Origin of the sequence: Pseudomonas sp. IT-P176 (genome assembly GCF_949767245.1) — a bacterium.
GTDB lineage: Bacteria > Pseudomonadota > Gammaproteobacteria > Pseudomonadales > Pseudomonadaceae > Aquipseudomonas.
In genome coordinates, this window is sequence record NZ_CATKPN010000027.1 from 88,200 (window position 1) to 110,209 (window position 22,010).

The 22,010-nt window shown below is 62.8% G+C and carries 19 protein-coding genes; 10 read left to right on the forward strand and 9 right to left on the reverse strand.

The window, feature by feature from the left end; all coding sequences use genetic code 11:
- Positions 1-42 precede the first annotated feature (42 nt).
- Positions 43-495: a hypothetical protein gene (locus ACM6IP_RS02135; RefSeq protein WP_414860857.1), complete on the forward strand. Its 453-nt coding sequence runs from the start codon at positions 43-45 to the stop codon at positions 493-495.
- A gap of 11 nt (positions 496-506) precedes the next feature.
- Here ACM6IP_RS02135 and ACM6IP_RS02140 read toward each other — a convergent pair whose 3' ends face one another.
- Positions 507-668, reverse strand: coding sequence for a DUF2986 domain-containing protein (locus ACM6IP_RS02140; RefSeq protein WP_095170777.1), 162 nt, complete (start codon positions 666-668; stop codon positions 507-509).
- A 288-nt stretch (positions 669-956) separates the two neighbouring features.
- Between ACM6IP_RS02140 and ACM6IP_RS02145 the strand changes: the two genes are divergently transcribed.
- The 8 genes from ACM6IP_RS02145 (at position 957) to proC (ending at position 10,445) form a co-directional block, all read left to right on the forward strand.
- Positions 957-2,381, forward strand: a complete 1,425-nt coding sequence (locus ACM6IP_RS02145; protein WP_414860858.1) for an FAD-binding oxidoreductase — start codon at positions 957-959, stop codon at positions 2,379-2,381.
- Positions 2,382-2,448: 67 nt separating this feature from the next.
- Entirely contained in the window at positions 2,449-3,531 is a 1,083-nt protein-coding gene (locus ACM6IP_RS02150) for an ABC transporter substrate-binding protein (protein ID WP_095170782.1), read from the forward strand.
- A 66-nt stretch (positions 3,532-3,597) separates the two neighbouring features.
- On the forward strand, positions 3,598-4,707 hold the full coding sequence (locus ACM6IP_RS02155) for an ABC transporter ATP-binding protein (protein ID WP_095170784.1): 1,110 nt from the start codon (positions 3,598-3,600) through the stop codon (positions 4,705-4,707).
- Entirely contained in the window at positions 4,704-6,473 is a 1,770-nt protein-coding gene (locus tag ACM6IP_RS02160) for an ABC transporter permease subunit (RefSeq protein WP_320332519.1), read from the forward strand. Before ACM6IP_RS02155 ends, ACM6IP_RS02160 begins: the two co-directional genes overlap by 4 nt.
- A gap of 32 nt (positions 6,474-6,505) precedes the next feature.
- Entirely contained in the window at positions 6,506-7,423 is a 918-nt protein-coding gene (gene dapA, locus ACM6IP_RS02165; protein WP_095170788.1) for a 4-hydroxy-tetrahydrodipicolinate synthase, read from the forward strand.
- Between the two features lie 98 nt (positions 7,424-7,521).
- Entirely contained in the window at positions 7,522-8,352 is an 831-nt protein-coding gene (locus ACM6IP_RS02170) for an IclR family transcriptional regulator (protein ID WP_095170790.1), read from the forward strand.
- A 102-nt stretch (positions 8,353-8,454) separates the two neighbouring features.
- Positions 8,455-9,660, forward strand: a complete 1,206-nt coding sequence (locus ACM6IP_RS02175) for an alpha-hydroxy acid oxidase (RefSeq protein ID WP_414860859.1) — start codon at positions 8,455-8,457, stop codon at positions 9,658-9,660.
- Positions 9,657-10,445, forward strand: a complete 789-nt coding sequence (gene proC, locus ACM6IP_RS02180; RefSeq protein ID WP_414860860.1) for a pyrroline-5-carboxylate reductase — start codon at positions 9,657-9,659, stop codon at positions 10,443-10,445. Before ACM6IP_RS02175 ends, proC begins: the two co-directional genes overlap by 4 nt.
- A gap of 680 nt (positions 10,446-11,125) precedes the next feature.
- Here proC and ACM6IP_RS02185 read toward each other — a convergent pair.
- From ACM6IP_RS02185 to ACM6IP_RS02215, 7 genes are all read right to left on the reverse strand, one after another.
- On the reverse strand, positions 11,126-11,929 hold the full coding sequence (locus tag ACM6IP_RS02185; protein WP_401126834.1) for an IclR family transcriptional regulator: 804 nt from the start codon (positions 11,927-11,929) through the stop codon (positions 11,126-11,128).
- Positions 11,930-12,053: 124 nt separating this feature from the next.
- On the reverse strand, positions 12,054-13,607 hold the full coding sequence (locus ACM6IP_RS02190; RefSeq protein WP_414860861.1) for an AMP-binding protein: 1,554 nt from the start codon (positions 13,605-13,607) through the stop codon (positions 12,054-12,056).
- 3 nt (positions 13,608-13,610) lie between these two features.
- Positions 13,611-15,314 carry an ABC transporter permease subunit gene (locus ACM6IP_RS02195; protein ID WP_401126830.1) on the reverse strand — a complete coding sequence of 568 codons (1,704 nt, stop codon included), beginning with the start codon at positions 15,312-15,314 and terminating at the stop codon, positions 13,611-13,613.
- The gene (locus ACM6IP_RS02200; protein ID WP_414860862.1) at positions 15,311-16,381 is read right to left on the reverse strand and encodes an ABC transporter ATP-binding protein; all 1,071 of its coding nucleotides are present in this window, start codon (positions 16,379-16,381) and stop codon (positions 15,311-15,313) included. Before ACM6IP_RS02200 ends, ACM6IP_RS02195 begins: the two co-directional genes overlap by 4 nt.
- 12 nt (positions 16,382-16,393) lie before the next feature.
- Positions 16,394-17,455, reverse strand: a complete 1,062-nt coding sequence (locus ACM6IP_RS02205; RefSeq protein WP_095170803.1) for an ABC transporter substrate-binding protein — start codon at positions 17,453-17,455, stop codon at positions 16,394-16,396.
- 156 nt (positions 17,456-17,611) lie between these two features.
- Positions 17,612-18,376 carry an enoyl-CoA hydratase/isomerase family protein gene (locus ACM6IP_RS02210; RefSeq protein WP_401126827.1) on the reverse strand — a complete coding sequence of 255 codons (765 nt, stop codon included), beginning with the start codon at positions 18,374-18,376 and terminating at the stop codon, positions 17,612-17,614.
- 203 nt (positions 18,377-18,579) lie between these two features.
- The gene (locus ACM6IP_RS02215) at positions 18,580-19,059 is read right to left on the reverse strand and encodes a VOC family protein (RefSeq protein WP_166591996.1); all 480 of its coding nucleotides are present in this window, start codon (positions 19,057-19,059) and stop codon (positions 18,580-18,582) included.
- A 300-nt stretch (positions 19,060-19,359) separates the two neighbouring features.
- Between ACM6IP_RS02215 and ACM6IP_RS02220 the strand changes: the two genes are divergently transcribed.
- Positions 19,360-21,486, forward strand: a complete 2,127-nt coding sequence (locus ACM6IP_RS02220; RefSeq protein WP_414860863.1) for a TonB-dependent receptor family protein — start codon at positions 19,360-19,362, stop codon at positions 21,484-21,486.
- A gap of 35 nt (positions 21,487-21,521) precedes the next feature.
- Here ACM6IP_RS02220 and ACM6IP_RS02225 read toward each other — a convergent pair whose 3' ends face one another.
- Positions 21,522-21,761, reverse strand: a complete 240-nt coding sequence (locus tag ACM6IP_RS02225; protein WP_414860864.1) for a DUF2188 domain-containing protein — start codon at positions 21,759-21,761, stop codon at positions 21,522-21,524.
- Positions 21,762-22,010: the final 249 nt, after the last annotated feature.

Genomic DNA, 22,010 nt, shown 5'->3' on the forward strand with positions numbered 1-22,010 from the left:
CGCTAATCTCCCATGGCAATTCTTCAACACTGGAGGTTGGTCATGAATCCCAGATATCCACTGGTCGCCCTGCTGGTCAGCGCGAGCCTGTTTGGTTGTACCACGTCAAGCGAGCACGGGATCAGCATTCCCCTGGCAGCCACTCGGCACAACGTCGGGCAAATAGCCAATACCACCCTGGCCAATTGGGACCAGAAGACCGGGTTCGACTTTTTTATCAGCGGCGTGCCCACCGGCACCTCCCTGCCCCTGCGCATCTACACCTTCATCCATAAGGGCAGTTGCCAGCAGCCCGGCCCGGTGGCCTATGCGATGAACGACAAGGTCAATACCGAACGCACCGTCGTTGCCGGCTGGACCTTTTCCAGGAGCGCCCCCATCGCCTTGCCAGAGTTGCTGGCCGGCCAGTACTCGATCGTCCTGCGATCGGCACCGGAGGACGGCAATCTCGATCTGTTCTGTGGCGATATTCCCCAGGGCGGCACAGCAAAATAGTCGAGGCGCGATCAGCTCTCGACCGGGCTGCTTGGATCCTGACTGGCTTCAGCCGCCAGCTTCAAGCGGTCGGCTTTGCTGATGTACTTGTCCTTGTTGACTGGGGCCAGCTTGGCGCTGGCCTTTTTCGCGTGGGCTTTTAACAGCTGCTTGATTTTCTTACGGCGATTCATGGTGCTCTACTCAGGGTGACAATGGCGCGATGGTAGCAGCTTGCGATATTCAAGCTGGTGCCCGTGGCACCGCCTGAGTCGATAAAGTTGCCCATCAGCGATCACCCTCCTCCCTTCCCGCCTGGTTCCGGCAGCGCAATGGGCGCTCCGTTGCCCGGCCGTGAGCCATATCTAAAAACGACATACCTAAAAACGACACACCCCAGAATCCCTATTGCCAATGAGGGGAGAAGCGCTCTACTATTTTTGCAATTACTTTAATTGCATTGAGATTACTGGAGTCAGCGAATGTCATTGGTCGACGAGCTCATCGCTCTGCTTGGTGCAAACAACCTGATTACCGACGCCGGCGAAATGGCCGCTTCCCTTGAGGACTGGCGTGGGCGCTACCGTGGCGCGGCGCTGTGTGTCGCCCGTCCGGCCAGCACCGCAGAAGTGGCAGCGGTAGTGGCCTGCTGTCACCGGCACCGCGTGCCCGTGCTGCCTCAAGGTGGCAACACCGGCCTGGTCGGTGGTTCGGTGCCGCCTTCCAGCGGGCCGGCTCCGGTGATCATCAATCTGCAGCGCATGCGCCGCATCGGCCTCGTCGACCCCGTCAACAACTCCATCGAAGTGCAGGCCGGCTGCGTCCTGGCTAACGTGCAGCAAGCGGCGCGGGACGCCGGACGCCTGTACCCGGTCAGCCTGGGGGCCGAAGGTTCCTGCCAGATCGGCGGCACCATCGCCACCAACGCCGGGGGCATCTCCGTACTGCGTTATGGCAACACCCGCGACAACGTCCTGGGCATTGAAGTGGTACTGGCCGATGGCACCATCTGCTCGGAACTGCGGGCCCTGCGCAAAGACAATACCGGCTACGACCTCAAGCATCTGTTCATTGGCTCCGAAGGCACCCTGGGGATCATCACCGCCGCCGTGCTCAAGCTGCATCCCCTGCCCACGCGCTGCGCAGTGGCCTGGGTCGGCGTCAGCAGCCCGGCCCAAGCGATCGAGCTGCTGGTGCTCACCCGCCAGCTGTCGGGCTCATCGCTGTCGGCCTTTGAGCTGATGAACCAGTTGCAACTGGACCTGGTAGTGGAGCACGTGCCGCAGCGCCGCTCGCCACTGGATACCCGGCATCCCTGGCACGTGCTGATCGAGCTGGCGGATACCGCGGGCAGCGCCGACCCCGAGGCGGCCCTTACGGCCATCCTCGAGCAGGCGTTCGACCAGGCCATCGTCGACAACGCCAGCATCGCTTCCAGTCAAGGCCAGCAGGCCGCCATGTGGGAACTGCGCCACAGCGTGTCGGAAGCCAACAAGAAAGGCGGCATCGGCCTGACCACCGATTGCGCTGTGCCGGTGTCCACCATCGCGACCTTCATCGAGCGGGCCAACGCCGCGGTGGCGAAGCTTGCTCCGCAAGCGCAGATCGTGATCGTCGGGCACATGGGTGACGGCAACATTCACTACATTCCGTTCTTCCCGTTCGCGGTCTGGGACGGACTCGAGCAAACCGAAGCCCTCGCCCGTGAACTGCGTCGCGCGGTCAATGACGTGGCCGCCGAACTGGCCGGGACCTTCAGCGCCGAACATGGCGTCGGGCAAACCTCGCTCGATGAAATGCATAACTATAAATCCGCGGCTTCGCTCGCCCTGATGCGGGCGATCAAACACGCCGTCGACCCCCTTGGCCTGTTCAACCCGGGCCGACTTATACCGCCTGAAAAATAAAACCCACAACAAACATCCCTAGTGACGATAGCGACTATCGACAATATCGCGAAGAGAGGTCAGGAGTATGGGCAACAACATTAATAACTGGTCACGCCGCAGCGTGCTCAAGGCCAGTGTGGTCGGGGCCGTCGCACTGTCGACGAGCAGCATGTGGTCGTCCTTGCGGGCGCAAACCAAACGCATCGTGGTGCGCGATGATGGCGGCGTCTACACCAAGGCCTACACCGAGGTGTTCTATCGGCCGTTCCAGGAGGCGACGGGAATCGAGGTGATTGGCGTACAGGCCAACGCCGAGCCGACCGCGCAGATCCTGTCGATGGTCGATGCCGGTTCCTACACCTGGGACATGGCCAAGATCAGCCAGCCGGCAATCAAGATGCTCACCCAGGGCCAGAAGAAATACCTCGAGGCCCACGGCCTGGGCAACGACCCCATCGTGGCGCAGATGCCCGAGCACTTCATGTCCGAATACGGAGTCGGCACCAACGTCTACACCACCGTGCTGGCTTATCGCAAGGACGCCTTCGAAGGGCGCCAGGCACCTACCTCCTGGAAAGACTTCTACGATGTGCAGGGTTTCCCCGGTCGCCGCGCCCTGCGCCGTCACCCCTTCGACACCATCGAGCAGGCACTGCTGGCCGACGGGGTTGCCGTGGCCAACGTCTACCCCTGCGACCTGGAGCGGGCATTCTCGGCACTCGACAGAATCAAGAATGACGTCTCGGTGTTCTGGACCAGTGGCGCGCAAGTCGAGCAATTGCTGGTGTCCGGCGAAGTCGACATGGTGCCGGTCTGGGTCTCGCGTGCGCAATCGGCCCGCAGCTCCAATGCCCCGGTCGGCATCGTCTGGGACCAGAACATCTGGGGCCTGGACAGCTGGGCCATCCTGGCGGGCACGCCCAACGCCGCAGCCTGCCGCGAGTTCATCAAGTTCACCTGCGACCCCGAGCGCCAGGCTGCACTGACCAAGTACTTCCCCGCCGGTGTGACCCATCCCCGGGCCTTTGACTTCATCGACCCGGCCGTGGCCGCCGATTGCCCCTCCTACCCCGACCACATCGCCAAGGGGCTACCGATCGATGCCCAGTATTGGACAGAAAAACAGGGCACGGCGCTGGAACGCTATAACGCATGGCTCCTGAGCTGACCCCGCTGACGGGTCCGCCACGCGGCGGGCCCGATATTTCCTGCCCCTTGTCTTCAGGTCTTCGCCATGTCCTCTTCCAGCCTAACCGTAAAGAAGCTCGCTAAAAATTATGGCCAGTTCGTGGCCCTCGCCCAAACCGACCTGACCGTCGCCGATGGGGAGTTCCTGACCCTGCTCGGTCCTTCCGGCTCCGGCAAAACCACCTTGCTCAGCCTGGTGGCCGGCCTCACCCATCCCGATGGCGGCGAGGTGTCCATCGGCGACAACGATGTGACGTACCTGGCGCCCCATCATCGCGACATTGGTGTGGTGTTCCAGAACTACGCGCTATTTCCCCACATGACGATCCTGGAGAACATTGCCTTCCCGCTGAAGATGCGCAAGGTCTCGGCGACTGAGGCCCGTGAGCGGGCCATGGCCGCCCTGGACATGATCAAACTGCCGCACATCGCCCAGCGTTATCCCAAGGAGTTGTCCGGCGGCCAGCAACAACGGGTCGCGCTGGCGCGCTGCATGGTCTATCGCCCCTCGATCATCCTGATGGACGAACCCCTGGGCGCGCTCGACAAGAAGCTGCGCGAACACATGCAACTGGAGATCAAGCGCATTCACCGGGAGCTGGGAACCACCATCATTTATGTGACCCACGACCAGGAAGAGGCGATGACCATGTCGGATCGCATCTGCCTGATGAACGCCGGGAAGATCGAGCAACTGGGCACCCCCGATGACCTGTACTTCCGCCCGCGCACGCTGTTCGTTGCCGACTTCCTCGGTGAGTCGAACCTGCTGCCGGCGCAGATCGTCGCCTCCCAGGACGGGGTGCTCGATGTGCTGGTCGGCAGCCGTGGGATCAAGGCCAGCGCCACGCCAAACGGTGAGAACCTGCCGGGCGCGCACATCCACATCATGGTCCGCCCACAGAACATGCTGATTGCCAAAGCCACGGACGGCGACGTGCGCCATCTGCAGGCGAGCGTCAGCGATGTGATGGTCACCGGCAGCCTGACCAAGGTCTACATGAGCACCGAGGAGGAAGGCATTCCCGCGCTGGTCTCGGCCTTCCCGACCCGGGTCAATGGCGAGAGCTTCCAGCGCGGCGACAAGGTCTCCCTGTCCTGGCACGCCTCGGACGCCGTTGCCATCACCGAACAACCCAAGGCGGCGTTCCCATGAGCCTGTTTACCTCTCGCGCAGCCTCTGCGCCGATGCCAGCCTGGGCCAAGAACAGCCTGATGATCGCGCCGTTGCTGGTGCTGCTGGCGGTGTTCCTGGCCTATCCGGTGGGCCGCCTGCTGTCGTTGAGCATCCTCGGGCCGGAGGGCTTTTCCCTCGACGCCTACCGGCACCTGTTCGCCTCGAGCCTGTACCTCAACGTGCTGTGGATCACCTTCAAGATCTCCCTGGCCACCACCGTGCTGTCGGTGGTGCTGGGCTATCCGGTGGCCTACCTGATCTCCACGGCGCCGGCCAAGCTCAAGAGCCGCCTGGTGTTCCTGGTGCTCCTGTCGTTCTGGACCAGCTTCCTGGTCCGGGCATTCGCCTGGGTGGTGATCCTGGGACGCAACGGGGTGGCCAACAACTTCCTGATGTCCCTGGGCCTGATCGACAGACCGATCAACCTGCTCTACGGCACCGGCGCGACCCTCACCGGCATGGTGCACGCGATGCTGCCGCTCGCCGTCATGACCATGCTCGCAGTGATGGAGAACATCGACCGCAGCCTGCCCCGCGCCGCTTCGACCCTGGGCGCGCGTCCGGGCACGGCCTTCTGGACGATCTACTTCCCGCTGTCGATGCCCGGCGTGGCCGCCGCCACCATCATGGTGTTCGTCACTGCCATCGGCTTCTTCATCGTTCCGGCGCTGTTGGGTGGGCGCAAGGAAACCATGATCACCCAACTGATTATCGATCAGGTGCAACAGACCCTGAACTGGGAACTGGCCGGGTCTATTTCCGTGCTGTTGCTGGTGGTGGTGCTGGTGGTCTTCGTGATCTATGACCGGATCTTCGGCTTCGCCACCCTCACCGGCGAAGACCCGTCCGCCCAAGCCCGCCGCGACACCCTGGCGCGACGTGCAGGCAGTGCGGTGCTGGCGGGCATTGGTGCGGTCAGCGACTGGCTGATCGCGCGCCTGTCGTTCAAGCGCCGGCGCAAGAGCGCTGAAGGTACGCCGCTGGTGCTCAGTGTCTTCGTCTGGACCGTGCTGGTGCTGATCAGTCTGCCGGCGCTGCTGATGATCCCGATCTCCTTCAGCAGTGCCGGCCTGCAGTGGCCACCTTCGGGCATGACGCTGCAGTGGTACGAGCAAATGCTCAATACCCCGGTCTGGACCCAGGCCCTGGTGCGCTCCCTGACGGTGGCGACCGGCGCGGGCATTCTGTCGATGCTGATCGGCGTTCCCGCAGCGTTTCTCCTGGCCCGCGGCAGGATCCGTGGCAAGGCGATCCTGCTGGCGTTCCTGCTGTCGCCGATCATCGCGCCACGAGTGATCATTGCCCTCGGCCTGTTCTACATGTTCGCCGAGCTGAAGCTGGTCGGTACGTCCATCGGCCTGATCATTGGCCACACTGTGGTGTGCGTGCCCTACGTGGTGATGACCATGATCGCGGTGCTGCGCAACTATGACCAGCGCCTGGACCTGGCCGCGCAGAGCCTGGGGGCCAGCCCCCTGAGAACCCTGCGCCACGTGACCTTCCCCCTGCTGGGCGCCGGGATGTTTTCCGCGTTCCTGTTTGCCTTCGCCACCTCGTTCGACGAACTGACGATTGCGCTGTTTTCGTCGGGCGGCCTCAACGCCACCTTGCCCAAGCAGTTCTGGGATGAGGTGACCTTGCAGGTTTCACCGGTGATTGCCGCCGTCTCCACCTGCTTGCTGATTTTCATCACCCTGCTGATTTTCGGCGCCGATCGCCTGCGTCAGCGCAGCCTGGCGCGCTGAGCCCGTAACCCATGATCAAAGGAGAAACATCCATGCTCAGTTCTGAACACCTCAAAGGTATTTTCCCGGCCATTACCACGCCGGTGCAGAGTGATGACACGATTGATGTAACCGCCACCGAAGCGCTGTTCAGTTGGTTGACCGGGCAAGGCGTGGACGGCGTGGTGCCGTTGGGCGGAACCGGCGAGTACGGTGCCCTGTCCAGGCATGAGCGGGTGCGCTTCGTCGAACTCTGCGCCAAGCTCGCCGACCAGCGCATGCCGGTGATCTGCGGGGTGCTGGACACCGGCTATCACGACGCGATGACCGCGGCGCAGGACTTTGCCAAGGCCGGCGCCGATGGCCTGCTGGTGATCACGCCCTACTACACCAACCCGACCCAACTGGGCATCCGCGACTACTTCCTGCGTTACGCCGATGAGTCGCCGCTGCCGATCCTGATCTACGAGATTCCTTATCGCACGCGGATCTCGATCGATCCCGAGGTGCTGCACGAACTGTCCCGGCATGAGCGCATCATCGGCATGAAGGCCTGCAACACCGACATGTACCACTTCCTGCGGGTGATCGCCGGCGTCGATCCTGAGTTCGCCGTACTCAGCGGCGAAGACACGCTGTTCCCGCTGCAAGTGGCGGCGGGTGCAACAGGCGGGATCGTGGTCACGGCCAACCTGCTGCCGAAAACCTGGCGCCGGGTGTTCGACCTCGCCAGCGCCGGCAAAACTGCCGAGGCGCTGGCGCTGCACCGGCAATTGATTCCGCTGATGAACCTGGCGTTTTCCGAAACCAACCCCGGGCCGATGAAGTCGGTGATGGACCTGATCGGGGTCAACGCCCCTGCCCTGCTCGCGCCCCTGCGTGAGCCGAAGGAAGATCTGCGTAATGCACTGAGAGTCGAATACAGCAAACTTCTGGACATGTTCGAGAAGGCCCCAACCGCGGCCCGCTAGTTCAAAACAACGGCTGCCACGCCAGTGCCCCTGCGCTATGCAAGGGCACAGGTGAATGCCACAATCCAATGTCATGACATTTATGGACCGCTCAACAAATGCCGAATTCTCGCCCAACCAAAACCACAAAAAAAACTGCAAAAGAAGCAGTTGGCGATCCTCGTAATTCGTCATTGTATGTCGGCTCTACTGAAAAGACCTTTCAGATACTGCATGCCTTCGACCATCCGAAACGGCAAATGCCGCTCTCGGAAATAGCCACCTTGTCGGGGCTTGATCGCAGTGCCGCACAACGCCTGGTATTTACCCTGGAAGCTCTGGGATATCTACGCCGCGTACACAACACTCGGGATTACGCACTGACTTCCAAAGTGCTGCAGTTTTCCTACAACTTTCTTTGTGCCCATGAGTTGCTGCACAAGGCCGCGCCGTACCTGGTGGACCTGAGCAGTACCCTGGGCGAAACCACTAACCTGCAAGAGCTCGATGGCCACGAAGTGGTCTACGTGGGGCGCTATCCGGGCCGGCACTTGATCAACGTCGACATCATGGTCGGCAGCCGCCTGCCCGCGATATTCACCGCCTCGGGCACCGCCATCCTGTCCCACTGCAGCGCTGAAGAGCGGGAAGCGGCGATCGAGGCCACCCAACTGCGGGCACTGACCCCGCATACCGTCACCGACAAGGGTTTATTACTCGAACGCATGCAACGCGCGGCTGAAACCGGCTACGCGATCATCGCCAATGAAACCGTACTGGGAGATATTGCCGTGGCCTCGGCCATATTGGATGAACATGGCCATGCAATCGCGGCCATTACTATCGCGGTACCGACCACTCGCTGGACTAAAGAACGCGTCGAAGAAGAACTCGCCCAACATGTTCAAGTGGTGGCGACTTCCATTTCCGCGAAGAAGTTTTTCTCCTGAAACCCGCATCAATTTCATAACTTAGCGCGTACATCGGCAATCAATAACAACCGGGCTTTATAAGTCTCGGTTGCGTTTGCCTGCATGTCTGGACGAGGGCTTATGTCATCCTTATTGAACTTTATTGATTACCGGGCCCGGGCCAGGCAACGGTTGCCGAAGGCACTGTTTGAATATATCGATCGCGGCAGTGAGGATGAACAGGCACTGCTACGCATCCGATCCAGCCTGGACCAGATCACGTTGACGCCTTCCCTGCTCAATGGCGTCGATCAACCGGAGCTGCGCACCCCGTTGTTGGGGCAAGCGCTGGCCATGCCGCTGGTCATCGCGCCCACGGCATTGGCGGGACTGGTGTCGTTCCAGGGGGAGATAAAACTGGCGCGCACCGCGCGTGACCTGGGCATTCCCTTCTGCGTTTCCACCCAGTCGGTGACCACGGTGGAAGAGATCCGCAAGCAGGTGCCGGATACCAATCTGTGGTTCCAGTTGTACGTGTGGAAAGACCGCAACCTCACTCGCCAGTTGCTCGAACGCGTCCAGGCGGCCGGGGTCGATACCCTGGTGATCACCGCCGACACGCCGGTCAGTCCGAAACGCGAATACAACGTCAGGAACGGCTTCTCTATTCCCTTGAAACCCAGCCTCGCGCTGCTGCTGGATGTGCTGGGCCATCCCTCTTGGCTGGTGTCGGTCTGGTTGCGCCAATGGCTGGCGAGCGGGATGCCTTCCTATGGGCATTACCCGGCACAGTTTCGCGGTGCGGTCACCCAACAGGCAGTCCATGAGGCGGTGCGCCTGGAAAATCGCCTGACCTGGAACGACATCCGGCAGATCCGCAGTGGCTGGCACGGGCGTTTGGTCATCAAGGGCGTGTTGAGCCCCCAGGATGCGTTGCTTGCCCGGGACGAAGGCGCGGATGCCATCGTCGTCTCGGCCCATGGCGGACGTAATCTCGACATCGCGCCCGCGCCTATCCAAGTCCTGCCGGCCATCGCCGAGGCCGTCGGCGGCGACCTGCAGATCATCGCCGACAGCGGCGTGACCCGCGGCAGCGATGTGCTCAAGTACCTGGCGCTGGGAGCGGATGCGGTGATGGTCGGGCGTTTGCCGCTGTGGGGCCTGGCAGCCGCCGGCCAGCAAGGCGCCACCGACAGCCTGCGGATGCTGCGCAACGAAATGGAACTGGCCATGACCCTGCTGGGTGCGCACTCGGTGCGCGACTGCAGGAAGGCCAATGTACTCGGGCGGCAACGCGCCCTGTTTGTCAAACCAAGCCCTGGGGCTTATCCGGAGATCACCGCATGAACGTACTTTTTATCGGTTACGGACGCATGGGCAGCGCCATGGGCGAAGCCTGGCTGGCCAACGGTCTGGTTGACGCAGTTAGCGCCGTCGATCCGCATCCACAGGCGGGCCTGCGGGCAACCCTGTACCCGGATCTACAGGCCATTGCGCCGCAAGCCTTTGACCTGATTGTGCTCGCGGTCAAGCCCGACAAAGTGTGCAGCGTCGCGGCGTCCCTGCCGGACCTGATCTGCCAGGACGCGGTGGTCATCTCCGTCGCCGCCGGCATCACCTGCGACGCCCTCGATCAGGCGCTGGCCCGTCGCTGCCCGGTGATCCGGGCGATGCCCAACACCCCGGTGCTGGTGAATGCCGGCTGCACCGGGCTGTACGCCGACGCCCGGCTGGATGCGACACGGCGCGCCCAGGTCGGCCAACTGTTCGACAACGTCGGACGTAGCTACTGGCTTGAACAGGAAAGCCTGCTGGATGCCGTCACCGCGATCTCCGGCAGCGGCCCGGCCTACTACCACCTGTTCAGCGAAGCCCTGGCCCAGGCCGGCGTCCTGCTCGGCCTACCACCGCAACTGGCACTCAACCTGGCCCGCCAGACCGCCCTGGGCGCCGCACGCCAGCAAACCCAGGAAAACGCAGACCTGGTCGAACTGCGCACCGCCGTCACCTCCCCCAACGGCACCACGGCAGCGGCCATCAGCGTGTTCGAACAGGACCAGGCCCTGCGCCAACTGATTCAAGCCGCAACCCAGGCAGCCCATGCCCGTTCCCAGGCGTTATCGGCGGTGTAGTAGCGAGCGCCCGCTTGCGGCGCCCGCTTGCGGCTTGCTCGCGATGGGGCCAGCACAGTCAACATCGATGCTGCCTGACACACCGCCATCGCGGGCAAGCCCGCTCCCACAGGTTTCGATGGGTGTACGCAAAATCTGCGGGCACCACAAACCACTGTAGGAGCGAGCCTGCTCGCGATGAGGCAGGCACAGTCAACATCATTGGTGCCTGACCCACCGCCATCGCGAGCAGGCTCGCCCCCACAGGTTTCGATGGTGTACGCAAAATCTGCGAACAGCCAAAATCACTGTGGGAGCGAGCTTGCTCGCGATGAGGCAGGCACATTCAACATCATTGGTGCCTGACCCACCGCCATCGCGAGCAGGCTCGCTCCTACAGGTTTCGATGGTGTACGCAAAATCTGCGAACAGCCAAAATCACTGTGGGAGCGAGCTTGCTCGCGATGAGGCCAGCACAGTCAACATCGATGCTGCCTGACCCACCGCCATCGCGGGCAAGCCCGCTCCCACAGGTTTCGTTGGGTGTATGCAAAATCTGCGGGCACCACAAACCACTGTAGGAGCGAGCTTGCTCGCGATGAGGCCAGCACAGTCAACATCGATGCTGCCTGACACACCGCCATCGCGGGCAAGCTGCTCCTACAGGGCTAGCGGGGGTATGCAAAACCGGTGGCTGGGACTCAGCTTTTGCGTTTCGCGGAGATCGAGGAGGCGGTGGAGATCAGTAGGTCGGCGTAGCGGCGCATGTCCCGCTCAGCGACCCAGCGCGAACGTGACACTGCCACGTTGACCGCGCCAATCCCGCGCCCGGAACCGTCGAGAATGGCTGCCGCGGTGGACACGTCGCCGTAGAAAAACTGGTCCTCGACGTGGGCAAACCGCTGCTGGCGCACCTGCTCCACGTTGGCCCAGATCTGCCCACGATCAGTGATGGTGGCCGGGGTGTGCTGGACGAACTGGCTGCGGTCGAAGATGTCGTTGACCTCGTCATCCGGGTAAGTCGCCAGCAACGCCAGGCCCGGTGCGGTGCACCAGGCTGGCAAGCGGGTGCCGACAATTACGTTGGCGTTGAACACATGGCGGCTGACGATCCGCTGGACAAACACAATGTCGGTGTCGTCCATCACCGTGAGGTTGGTCGCCTCCTCGGTTTCCGCGCTCAACTGCTGCAAGTACGGCGCGGCACGGTTCACCAGCTCACTGGAGCTGAGGTAATGAAAGGTGAAATCCAGCAGTTTGGGGGACAACTCATACTTCTTGCCCTGGTCCTTGTTCAGGTAGCCCAGGGTGGCCAGGGTATGGGTGAAGCGCTGCGCCGCGCTGAGGTCCATGCCCGTCAGCCCGGCAATTTCCGACAGCGACAGTTGCCGCTGGCTGCCATCGAAGGCCATGAGCACTTTCATGGCCTTCTCCACGGATTGCACGTACAGCGAGGAAGCGGTGGGATCAGTTGCCGGTTTTTTCGGCGAGCGGGGGTTGGCCATGGGTGCTTTACATCGCGTCGTGAAATGAAGGAATGCGGTTTGTTGGACACAGTCTATCGCTATTCACTGACAGCCTGTCACCTGGCACGAACTCTTAGTGAAATTCCCCCGCCTGAACCTGCCTCTACGCTCGCTGCCCCTGCCCGTCCCACGCACCGTCGAGGGTGCGCGCCAGCAGGTGTTTCTTGATCCGCTCGCTGGGGGTCATCTCGAAGCTGGCGATTGCCCGGTAGTACCGCGGCTGCTGGTACGACGCCAGGCGTTGGCTCGCCCACTCCACGATGGCGGGCCAGTCGACCTGTGCATGCTCCTCGAACTGCACATAGAGGAGGATTTCCTGCTCGCCAATACTCGATTGCACCCCCACCGCCGCACAAGCCCGCACCGCCGGATGACTGCTGAACACCCGCTCCACTTCCCAGGCCGACACGTTCTCGCCGCGTACCCGCATGCTGTCGGTCCGGCGCCCGACGAAGAACAGGTCGCCATCGGCATCCAGGCGCGCCATGTCACCGGTGTACAAACGTCCGTTGCGCAACGCCTGGGCAGTGGCCGTAGGGTTATCCAGGTAGCCAGGCAGAAACACGCCCTCCACGCTGCTCGACAGCACGATCTCGCCCAACTGCCCAATACCGACCGGCTGGTTTTCGGCGTCCAGCAATTCCAGGGTCAACCAGGGTAGCGGCTGGCCCACAGAGCCCGGCTTGTTGTTGCGATTGAGGGTGGCGAAGCTGGCGCATTCGGTCATGCCGTAGCACTCGCGCAACTGGCAGCCGAAACGCTGTTCGATGGCCGCCCAGTTGTTCACGGACACCCCCGCCCCCCACAACGTGCGCAGGCTATGCGCGGTCGGCCAGGTGGCGGCATCCTGCTGCATGAGGATGTCCAGCACCCCGCCCAGGTAATGCAACTGCGTGGCCCCGACCGCCGCGCACTGGTCCCAGAAACGACTCGCGGAAAAACGCTGCACCACGTTCAACTGGACGTCGGCCAGGAATGGCAGCAACAACATTTGCGCGCCACCGATATGGCACAGGGGCTCCCACAACAGCAGGCGATCGCCCGCCTGCACATCGGCCACCAGCAACACTGCCTCGCCGGCGATGCGCATCATCCGATGGGTAAAGATCACGCCCTTGGGGGCACCGGTGGTACCCGAGGTGTAGATCAGGCACAGCGGCGCATCGCTGGCGCTATCCAGCCATTGCAACGGCGCATCCGGATACTCCTCGGCGGCACGGTGCAAGGCCGTGATCGACTGGTACGGTAAAGCAGCGGCCGCACCCTGGCGCAGCAGCGGCTCGAACTCGGCGTCCGCCACCACCAGTTCGGGCCGAGCGTGTTCGAACGGATAATCCAGCCCCGGGCCGCGCAGCCGGGTATTGATTGGAATCCACACCAGCCCGGACAGGATCAACGCGTAGATCAACACGATCTGCTCGTCGCTGTTGCCCAGCATCACCGCCACCCGTTGCCCGGGGCGCAGCCCTTGCGCGGCCAGCACCGCCTGCAGGGCCGCGACCCGGGCCCGCAGTTCGGCGGTTTGCAGCGAGCGCCCCTCGAAGGTGATACGCACCCGGCTGTCATCGTTCATCAGGCCGGCATGAATCAGCGGCGCGGCCGTCAATGGGTCGTGGGTGATGCGCTGGGGGAAAAATTCGCTAGGAAAGTTTTGCATCGTTCAAGAGCCTTGGCGTTTGGAAAGAGAGCGTCGCGCGACCCATTGGGCGACCACCACGAACAGCACGATGAAGCCCAGCAGCGTGGTGGATACCGCCGCCAGCGTCGGCGTGAGCGCCAACTGGATGCTGTCCCACATTTGCTTGGGCAAGGTGGTGTTGATCCCGCCGCTGACGAAGATCGCGACAGTCAGGTCGTCGAACGAGGTAATGAACGCCAGCAGGAATGCCGACATCAGGCTGCCCGCCATCAACGGTAGGGTCACCGTGCGCAACCTTGTGAAGGTCCCGGCACCGAGGATCCGGGCCGCATCGTCCAGGCGCATGTCGTATTGGCGAAAGGCCGCCGCCAGGGTCACCACCACGTAGGGCAACGCCAGCACCGTATGCCCGAGCACCAGGCCCAGGTCCTTGCCGGCCAGGCCCAGGCGGGAGAACAGGTACAGCAACCCGAGGGCGATGACGATGCGCGGCACGATCAGCGGTGCGATGAACAAGGCGAACAGGCCCTTGCGCCAGCGCGCCGACATGCGGGTCATGGCCATGGTCGCGCCAAACCCCAGCACCAGCGCCAGCAACGCCGTCGCCACCCCCACGCCAAAGGAGCGCAGCAATGCCGCCTGCCATACCGGCGAGGTAAAGAACTCGATGAACCACTTGAAGCTGTAGAGCTTGGGCGGGAACGCAATGAATGGACTGCTGGTAAAGGCCAGCGGAATCACCACCAGCACCGGCAGGATCAGCAGCAACACCAACAGCACGCTGTAGCCCGGCAGCATCACCCCATCACCACCGCGCGGGCGCCCGGAGCTGAAGCGTGAACAGAAATGGCCGATGGCGAACAACAGCCGCAGGCCCAGGCCGGACTGCCGGCCCTTGGGTGCTTCGCCGCCGAGGGAAGACAACCCCGCAACCCGGTCGTAGATCACGAACACCAACAACGAGCAGATCAGCAGCACCACCGACAGCGCGCCGGCAAAGTGCATGTCGAACAGGTCGAGTACCGAGGAAATGACCAATTGGGCGACCATCATTTCCCGTGGCGAACCCAGCAGCGCCGGAACGATGAAAAAGCCCAGGCTGGTAATGAACACCAGCAGCGCAGCGGCGGCGATACCCGGCGCCGACAGGGGCAGGAAGATACTGAAGAAACTCATCGGGCCACTGGCGCCGAGGGTTTGCGCGGCGGGTGCCAGGCGCTGGTCGATGCTGCGCATGATCGGCAGCAAGGTGATGACCGCCAGCGGCAGCATCGAGTGGACCATGCCGATCAGCACGCCGGACAAGGCCGGGACCATCCCGGACGGATTATCGATGAACTGCGCCACCAGGCTGGTGACCAGGCCCTTGCGCGACAACAACAGCATCCAGGCGTACGTCTTGACCAGGTAACTGGTCCAGAACGGCAGCATGATCCACAGCATCCAGCGCTCGCGGCCCTGGGGCGACAAGCGCGTCAGCAGGTAGGTCACCGGGTAGGCCAGCAGTACCGAGAGGATCGCAGTCAGCGCCGAAATCCAGAAGGTGATACCCAGCACCCGGCCATAGACCGGCGTCGAGGCGATGCGTTCGAAGTTGCTCAGGCTCAGGTCGCCGGCGCTGTCCTGGAAGCTGCCCATGAGCATTTCGGCGACCGGCAACAGAAAGAACACCGCAAGGAACAATAGCGCCGGGATCGCCGGCAGCAGGCGTCTAGGCAGGCTCATGGCTGCACCTGCGCAGGCAACAAGGTGGCACGGTGGGCGTCCCAGGTGATGCCGACGGCGTCGCCGACCCGCGGGGTGATGTGGCGCGCGCAGCGCACGCTGAACCGGGCGCCCGAAGGCAGGCGAATCAGCGCTCGCGTATCGCTGCCGAGGAACACGCATTCGTCGACACTGCCCACCAGCAGACCGGCACTCGGTTCGGTCAGGCGCGCCGCTTCCGGGCGCACCAGGACGAAGTGGTCCGTGCTGTCGACCTTGGCCGACACCTCGTGGCCTATGCAGCCGCTGAGTTCCAGCAGGCGCCCTTCGACGTGCAGTTGGCTGGCACTGGTGCGCTTGCCCTGTAGCACGTTGGAGTGGCCGATGAACTCGGCGGCGAACAGGCTGGCCGGGCGGTCGTAGAGCTCCTCGGGAGTCGCCAGTTGCTCAATGCGTGCCTTGTTCATCAGGCAGATGCGGTCCGACAGGGTCAGCGCTTCTTCCTGGTCGTGGGTCACGTAGATGAAGGTCGCGCCCAGCTCCTTGTGCATGCGGCGGATTTCCAGCTGCATGTGCTCGCGCAGATTCTTGTCCAGCGCCCCCAGGGGTTCGTCCAGCAGGATCACCGAGGGCCGATAGGCGAAGCAGCGCGCCAGGGCAATACGCTGCTGTTGGCCACCGGAAAGTTCACTGGGATAACGATGGGCGAACTCGTGCATGCGCACCATTTCCAGCGCCGCATCGACTGCGGTTTCCAGTTCGCGCTTGGGGTACTTGCGCATGCGCAAACCGTAGGCGACGTTGTCGCGCACGCTCATGTGGGGAAACAGCGCATAGCTTTGGAACACCAGGCCGATTCCGCGTTTGCCGGGAGCAATGTGGGTGGCCTCCTGGCCGTCGATCAGCAACTGCCCACTGCTGGGTGGCACCAGCCCGGAGATCATTTGCAGCAGGGTCGACTTGCCTGAGCCCGAAGGCCCCAGGAGCGTCAGGAACTCCCCTTCGCGCACCTGGATATCGGTGGGCTGCAGCGCGACGAACTGGCCATAGGTTTTGCCCAGGCCACGTGTTTCGAGTTTTACGCTCATGCAACGACTCCCTTACGACAAGATCCAGGCGTTAAACCGTTCAGTCACCTGAGTGCGGTTGGCTTCCCACCATTGCGGGCTGGGCAGGCGCATGTTCTTCAGGTTCTGCGGCGCGGTGGGCAGCAGCGCGGCCCGTTCGGCGGGGATCTGCTCGAAGGATTTGCGGTTGGTCGGACCGTAGGCCAGGTCATTGGTGAAGGCGGCCTGGCGTTTGGCGTCGGCGCAAAACCGCACGAATTGCTTGGCCATCTCGGCGCGCGGGGTGCCTTTGGGAATGGCCCAGCCTTCGATGGAGTACAGGCCCTGGTTCCACTCGATCTGCACCGGTGCACCGTTCTCCAGCGCGGCCTGGGCGCGACCGTTCCAGATCGAGATCAGGTCCACTTCGCCGCTCTGGATCGCTTGCATGGCCTGGGCTCCGGAGGTCCACCACAGGTCGATGTGCGGCTTGATCCGGTCCAGGCTCTTGAAGGCCCGGTCGACGTCCAGCGGATACAACGCGTCCAGCTCGACGCCGTCCGCTAGCAGGGCCTGTTCCAGGGTGTCCAGCGGACTGCGGCGCAGGCAGCGGCGGCCGGGAAATTTCTCGACGTTCCAGAAATCCGCCCAGGACTGCGGGGCGTTGTTGGCAAAGGTGTCGGTGCGATAGGCCAATACCGTGGAGTACACATCGACGCCGAGGAAGTTCGGGGTAATGGCCTCCGGCAGCAGGTCCGGAAACTCTTCGCTGCTCAAGCCGATCGGCTCGAGGAAACCCTGGCTCTCCAGGTAGGGGATGTCCGCCGAGATCGTCAGCGTGGTGACATCCCAGACGAAGTTGCGGGTCTTGACCATGGCCGCGAGCTGTGCCACCGGCTGTGCTTCGCGGGCGACGCTGATCACCTTGATCCCGGTGGCTTGCTCGAAAGGGTCGTAGAACGCGATGCGGTAGGCCTTGGTGTAGGGGCCTCCGGGGTCGGAAACAATTATTTGCCGCGCACTGGCGCGGACCACGCTCGGCAGGCTGCAGGCCAGTGCGAGGGTCATGCCGGCCTTGAGCAGATTTCGACGGTCAGGGCTTTCTGGATTATTCATGAAGGACTCCTGCGAAAAACGAAAGCATCGATAAAAGGCGAAGACATCGGCAGTTCACAAGGTCGTGGGGGTTGCCGGTGAGGGTACGTTGCCGCCGCCGTGCGCATTGTTGTAGCCACCGACCCACTAGGCCGGCGGCGAGTTACCAGGGGTGAATCAGGCCTGTTTGGCCCGTTGCTGGAAGAACGCTTCCATCATGCGCGCCGGCTCACCGGAGTCGTACGCCTCTTTCTGCAGGCGCTGGCCGGCTTCGATGGCGCTCTTGAAATCGGGGTCGCTCATTTCGCGGAAGCGCTGCTTGTCCAGGCGCATGGCCACCGGCGGTTTGTTGGCCAACTCGTTGGCCACCTGCAGGGCTTTGGCGAACACTTGTTCGGCCGGCACCATGTAGTGGATCAGGCCGATGCGGTGGCACTCCTCGGCGTCCATCAGGCGCCCGGTCAGGGTCAGCTCGATGGTGCGCGACATGCCCAGCATGCTGTTCATGATCCACGGCCCGGTGGTGCTTGGAATGCCCGAGTTGATTTCCGGCTGGCCCATGCGCACGCCCGGATGACCGACCCGGATATCGCCCAGCAGCGCGACCTGGAAAGCCGAACCCGCCGCCGTGCCGTTCAGGGCCATGACCAGTGGCTTGGACAGCCCCCGCAGGGTGGCGTAGTAGCGTTCCCACTCACCGACCCATTGCACAGCGCGCTCACCATCAAAATCATGGGCTTCGGAGAGGTCCTGCCCCGCCGAAAAAGCACGGTCCCCCGCGCCGGTCATGATCACTGCCTTGATCGACGCATCGGCGTCATAAGCCAGCAAGGCGTCGATGATTTCGTCACGCATGGCGGTGGTCCATGCATTCAAGACTGCCGGGCGATTGAGGGTGATAACTGCCACGGAACCTTGAGTTTCTAGCACAATGTTTGACATGGTTATCTCTATGCAATAGTTGATGTCTAATTACGATATAACCATATTGATTTACCCGCAAGCGGAAAGATCGCGCTCGCGGCTGCTTGGTGCAAGGTCGGGTAATCGGGGGGATAAGGCTGGGGGGGTCAGGCTGGCGCAGACCGGGTGCTGCAGATGTCGGGGCCAGGACAGTCGGCCTGCCCTGCCCCAGTTGACGCGGGTTAACCCTTGATCGCGGCCTCAATGGCGGCGACATCGATTTTGCCCATCTCCATCATTGCCGCGAAGGCGCGCTTGGCCACCGCTCGGTCGGGGTGGGTGAAGGCCGCCGTGAGCACTCGCGGAGTGATCTGCCACGACAGACCCCAGCGGTCCTTGCACCAGCCGCAGGCGCTGGCCTCGCCGCCGTTGCCGACAATCGCGTCCCACAGGCGGTCGGTTTCAGCCTGATCGTCAGTCGCGACCTGGAACGAAAACGCCTCGTTATGCTTGAACGCCGGCCCGCCGTTGAGCCCCAGGCAAGGGATGCCCATCACATTGAACTCCACCGTCAACACATCGCCCTGTTTGCCCGCCGGGTAGTCGCCGGGCGCACGATGCACAGCGCCCACCGTGCTGTCGGGGAAGGTCTTGGCGTAGAAGGTCGCGGCGTCCAGGGCATCGCCGTTGAACCACAGACAGATTGTATTTTTGCTGACCATTTTGTTTCTCCAGAATTGGTACAGACCGGTTCATTCTAGCTGCACCGTTCATCGCCCCATGGCAGCATGGCGGTTTACCCAGGATCAGGAAGATCATGCTTATTCGACTGACGCAGGTTTCGTCTTCATCGATGAGTGGGAGCCCTTGGCCAGTCATCCGTAGACCCTGGTCCAGACCATGATCTGGCAGGCAAGCCACTGAAATTCACGGTAAAAAACCGCGTTTGCATGTGTTCCCCGGGGGCTCCCCGGCGTCGCAGTTGTTTACTGCCCGCCCCCTTTCCGTCTGGAGTTCGCCCGATGCCCGCGTCCAAATCCTTGCCCACTGCATTACTGGGCCTGGCCCTGGCCTGTCCGGCCATGGCCGAGGCGCAGGGCCTGGAATTGGGCCAGGTGCTGATCGGTGCCGAAGAGCGCAGCGGCGAAGACGCCTCGGTGGAAGAAGCCAAGGCTCGGCTGGCCCAGGTGCCCGGCGGCACTAACGTGGTCGACCTGCGCCGACCGCTCCAGGGCCGGGTGGCCAGCAACCAGGATGTGTTGGCCTATCAGCCGGGGATCTATGCCCAGTCCGCGGGCAACGAAGGGGTCAAGATCTCGATCCGTGGCTCGGGGATCAACCGCGCCCCGGGCGCCCACGCCTCGGGACTGTACGCCATGCTCGACGGCCTGCCTTTGACCGGCCCAGGCGGCACCCCCTATGAACTGCTCGAGCCGCTGTGGCTCGATCACGTGGAAGTGCTGCGCGGCGCCAACGGTTTCGACCGCGGCGCCCTCGCCCTGGGCGGCGCCATCGACTACGTCAGCCACACCGGCTATGACTCACCGCTGTTGCAGGTGCGCTACGGGATCGGCAGCCACGGCTACCAGCAGCGCCAGATCAGCTCCGGCCAGGTGCTGGGCGACTTCGATTACTACCTGGCCGTGACCGATGCCCGCTCCGATGGCTACCAGGACCACACCGCCAGCGACAGCCAGGGGTTCATCGCCAACGTCGGCTATCGCTTCAACCCGAATCTGGAAACCCGCTTCTACCTGCGCTACCGCCAGACCGACAACGACCTGGCCGGGCGGGTCAGCAAGTACTCGATCGAGCACGACCCACGGGCTGCCAACCCTGCGTACGTGACGCGCGACGATCGCCGCGAGCAACCGGGCAGCACCTTCATCGGCAACAAGACCACCTACTACATCGACGACGATTCGAGCATCCAGACCGGCCTGGTCTACCACGACTACCCGATGGACCTGCGCGAAGGACCCAACCGCCTGAAAGTCGCCTACAGCGATGTCAGCGGCACCTTCGACTACAAGCGCCGCGACACCCTCTGGGGCCTGGAAAGCCAGAGCACCCTGGGCCTGCGCACCACCAAACACCTGCCCAACGCCGGCGCCAGCGAAGAAGTGCGCATCCCCACCGGCAACACGGCAGGCTACGTCCCGGGCACACCGATGCGCGACTTCACCTACCAGGGTTCGGACTCCGTGCTGCACGCCGGCAACGACCTGGAAATCGCCGACGACCTGTGGCTGACCACCGGCCTCGCCGCCCTCTACACCCGCCGCGAAAGCGCCGTCACCTACCCCGAGGAAGGCGGCAAGACCAGCCAACACGACTGGGACTACGCCGCCCGCCTGGGCCTGCGCTACCAGTTGACGCCCGGCGTGCAAGTGTTCGGCAACCTCAGCCGCTCGGTGGAAGCGCCCCACCCCTGGTCGCTGATCTACAGCTCGAACATTCGTTTCCCGCAAGGCAGCGGTCCCGCCACCGGCACCCAGCGCGACCCGATCGAACTGCAAAACCAGACCGCCACCACCCTCGAACTCGGCGGACGCGGCGATGCCGCCCTCGGACAATGGAGCCTGTCCTGGTATTACGCCCAGGTCCGCCATGAACTGCTCTCCGTCCTGCCGGACGCCAACACCGTCACCCCCTACGAACTCAACGCCAGCCCCACCGTGCACCAGGGCGTGGAAGCCAGCCTGCAAAGCGCCCTCTGGGCATCGCCAACCGGCGAGCAACTGAGCCTGCGCCAGAGCTACACCTTCAGCGACTTCCACTACCGCGACGACGACCACTTCGACGATAACCGCCTACCCGGCCTGCCGATGCACTACTACCAGGGCGAACTGCGGTACGACTGGCCCCAGGGCTTCTTCGCCGCAATCAACAGCCAACTGGTCTCCAAAGTCGCCGTCGACTACGCCAACAGCGAATACGCCGACCCCTACGCCCTCTTCGGCGCCACCCTGGGCTACAACGCCCCGAAGGGCGACTGGCAAACCTGGCTGGACCTGCGCAACTTGACGGATAAGCGGTACGCGGCGACGGTTACGCCGGGGTATGACGATAGGGGGTTGGATGCAGCACGGTCGACGCCTGGGGAAGGGTTTGGGGTTTATGCGGGGGTTTCTTGGAGTTTGCGGTGAGGGCAAATAAAAAGCCCCCGTCAGGGGGCTAAAATTTAGCCTTTCGGCGGATTTGGGTCATTACCAGGGGCTACCGTATCTTTGTCGCGAATTCGTCCATCAACTCCCTTTGTCGTCAGTTCGCCTCCCCCTTGATTTTTGAGCATCTCACGAGCGGCTTTTTGGGCCTCCACTTGGGTGTCATGGACGCTTGATGCGCGGCTTGCGTCATTACGCTTGTTTTCCCAGGTTCCGTCGGATCGCTTGGATATTGTCCTATCTCGATCTTTACTCATGGTCGCCTCCTTTGCAATGTGGCCATTGAGGTATAGCCCAAGTTATAGAAAACACATGCGAGCCGATAACGACGGTTTTCCACGACAGGGGGCTATCAGCTATTAACTGCCTGTCATACATCACGAATCTGACTGTTTACCCCCGAGTTTTTTACTAATTAGGCAGTATCAACAGGCTGGTAGTCTCGCGATGCTTACTATGGCATATACCCGGTATCTGTCCCGGTGCTCCAGCCTTATCCCAGTGAT

Excerpts from the sequence above, each read along its gene's own strand:
- ACM6IP_RS02135 (WP_414860857.1), top strand. The coding sequence starts at position 43 with ATGAATCCCAGATATCCACTGGTCGCCCTGCTGGTCAGCGCGAGCCTG.
- ACM6IP_RS02140 (WP_095170777.1), bottom strand. The coding sequence starts at position 668 with ATGAATCGCCGTAAGAAAATCAAGCAGCTGTTAAAAGCCCACGCGAAA.
- ACM6IP_RS02145 (WP_414860858.1), top strand. The coding sequence starts at position 957 with ATGTCATTGGTCGACGAGCTCATCGCTCTGCTTGGTGCAAACAACCTG.
- ACM6IP_RS02150 (WP_095170782.1), top strand. The coding sequence starts at position 2,449 with ATGGGCAACAACATTAATAACTGGTCACGCCGCAGCGTGCTCAAGGCC.
- ACM6IP_RS02155 (WP_095170784.1), top strand. The coding sequence starts at position 3,598 with ATGTCCTCTTCCAGCCTAACCGTAAAGAAGCTCGCTAAAAATTATGGC.
- ACM6IP_RS02160 (WP_320332519.1), top strand. The coding sequence starts at position 4,704 with ATGAGCCTGTTTACCTCTCGCGCAGCCTCTGCGCCGATGCCAGCCTGG.
- dapA (WP_095170788.1), top strand. The coding sequence starts at position 6,506 with ATGCTCAGTTCTGAACACCTCAAAGGTATTTTCCCGGCCATTACCACG.
- ACM6IP_RS02170 (WP_095170790.1), top strand. The coding sequence starts at position 7,522 with ATGCCGAATTCTCGCCCAACCAAAACCACAAAAAAAACTGCAAAAGAA.
- ACM6IP_RS02175 (WP_414860859.1), top strand. The coding sequence starts at position 8,455 with ATGTCATCCTTATTGAACTTTATTGATTACCGGGCCCGGGCCAGGCAA.
- proC (WP_414860860.1), top strand. The coding sequence starts at position 9,657 with ATGAACGTACTTTTTATCGGTTACGGACGCATGGGCAGCGCCATGGGC.
- ACM6IP_RS02185 (WP_401126834.1), bottom strand. The coding sequence starts at position 11,929 with ATGGCCAACCCCCGCTCGCCGAAAAAACCGGCAACTGATCCCACCGCT.
- ACM6IP_RS02190 (WP_414860861.1), bottom strand. The coding sequence starts at position 13,607 with ATGCAAAACTTTCCTAGCGAATTTTTCCCCCAGCGCATCACCCACGAC.
- ACM6IP_RS02195 (WP_401126830.1), bottom strand. The coding sequence starts at position 15,314 with ATGAGCCTGCCTAGACGCCTGCTGCCGGCGATCCCGGCGCTATTGTTC.
- ACM6IP_RS02200 (WP_414860862.1), bottom strand. The coding sequence starts at position 16,381 with ATGAGCGTAAAACTCGAAACACGTGGCCTGGGCAAAACCTATGGCCAG.
- ACM6IP_RS02205 (WP_095170803.1), bottom strand. The coding sequence starts at position 17,455 with ATGAATAATCCAGAAAGCCCTGACCGTCGAAATCTGCTCAAGGCCGGC.
- ACM6IP_RS02210 (WP_401126827.1), bottom strand. The coding sequence starts at position 18,376 with ATGTCAAACATTGTGCTAGAAACTCAAGGTTCCGTGGCAGTTATCACC.
- ACM6IP_RS02215 (WP_166591996.1), bottom strand. The coding sequence starts at position 19,059 with ATGGTCAGCAAAAATACAATCTGTCTGTGGTTCAACGGCGATGCCCTG.
- ACM6IP_RS02220 (WP_414860863.1), top strand. The coding sequence starts at position 19,360 with ATGCCCGCGTCCAAATCCTTGCCCACTGCATTACTGGGCCTGGCCCTG.
- ACM6IP_RS02225 (WP_414860864.1), bottom strand. The coding sequence starts at position 21,761 with ATGAGTAAAGATCGAGATAGGACAATATCCAAGCGATCCGACGGAACC.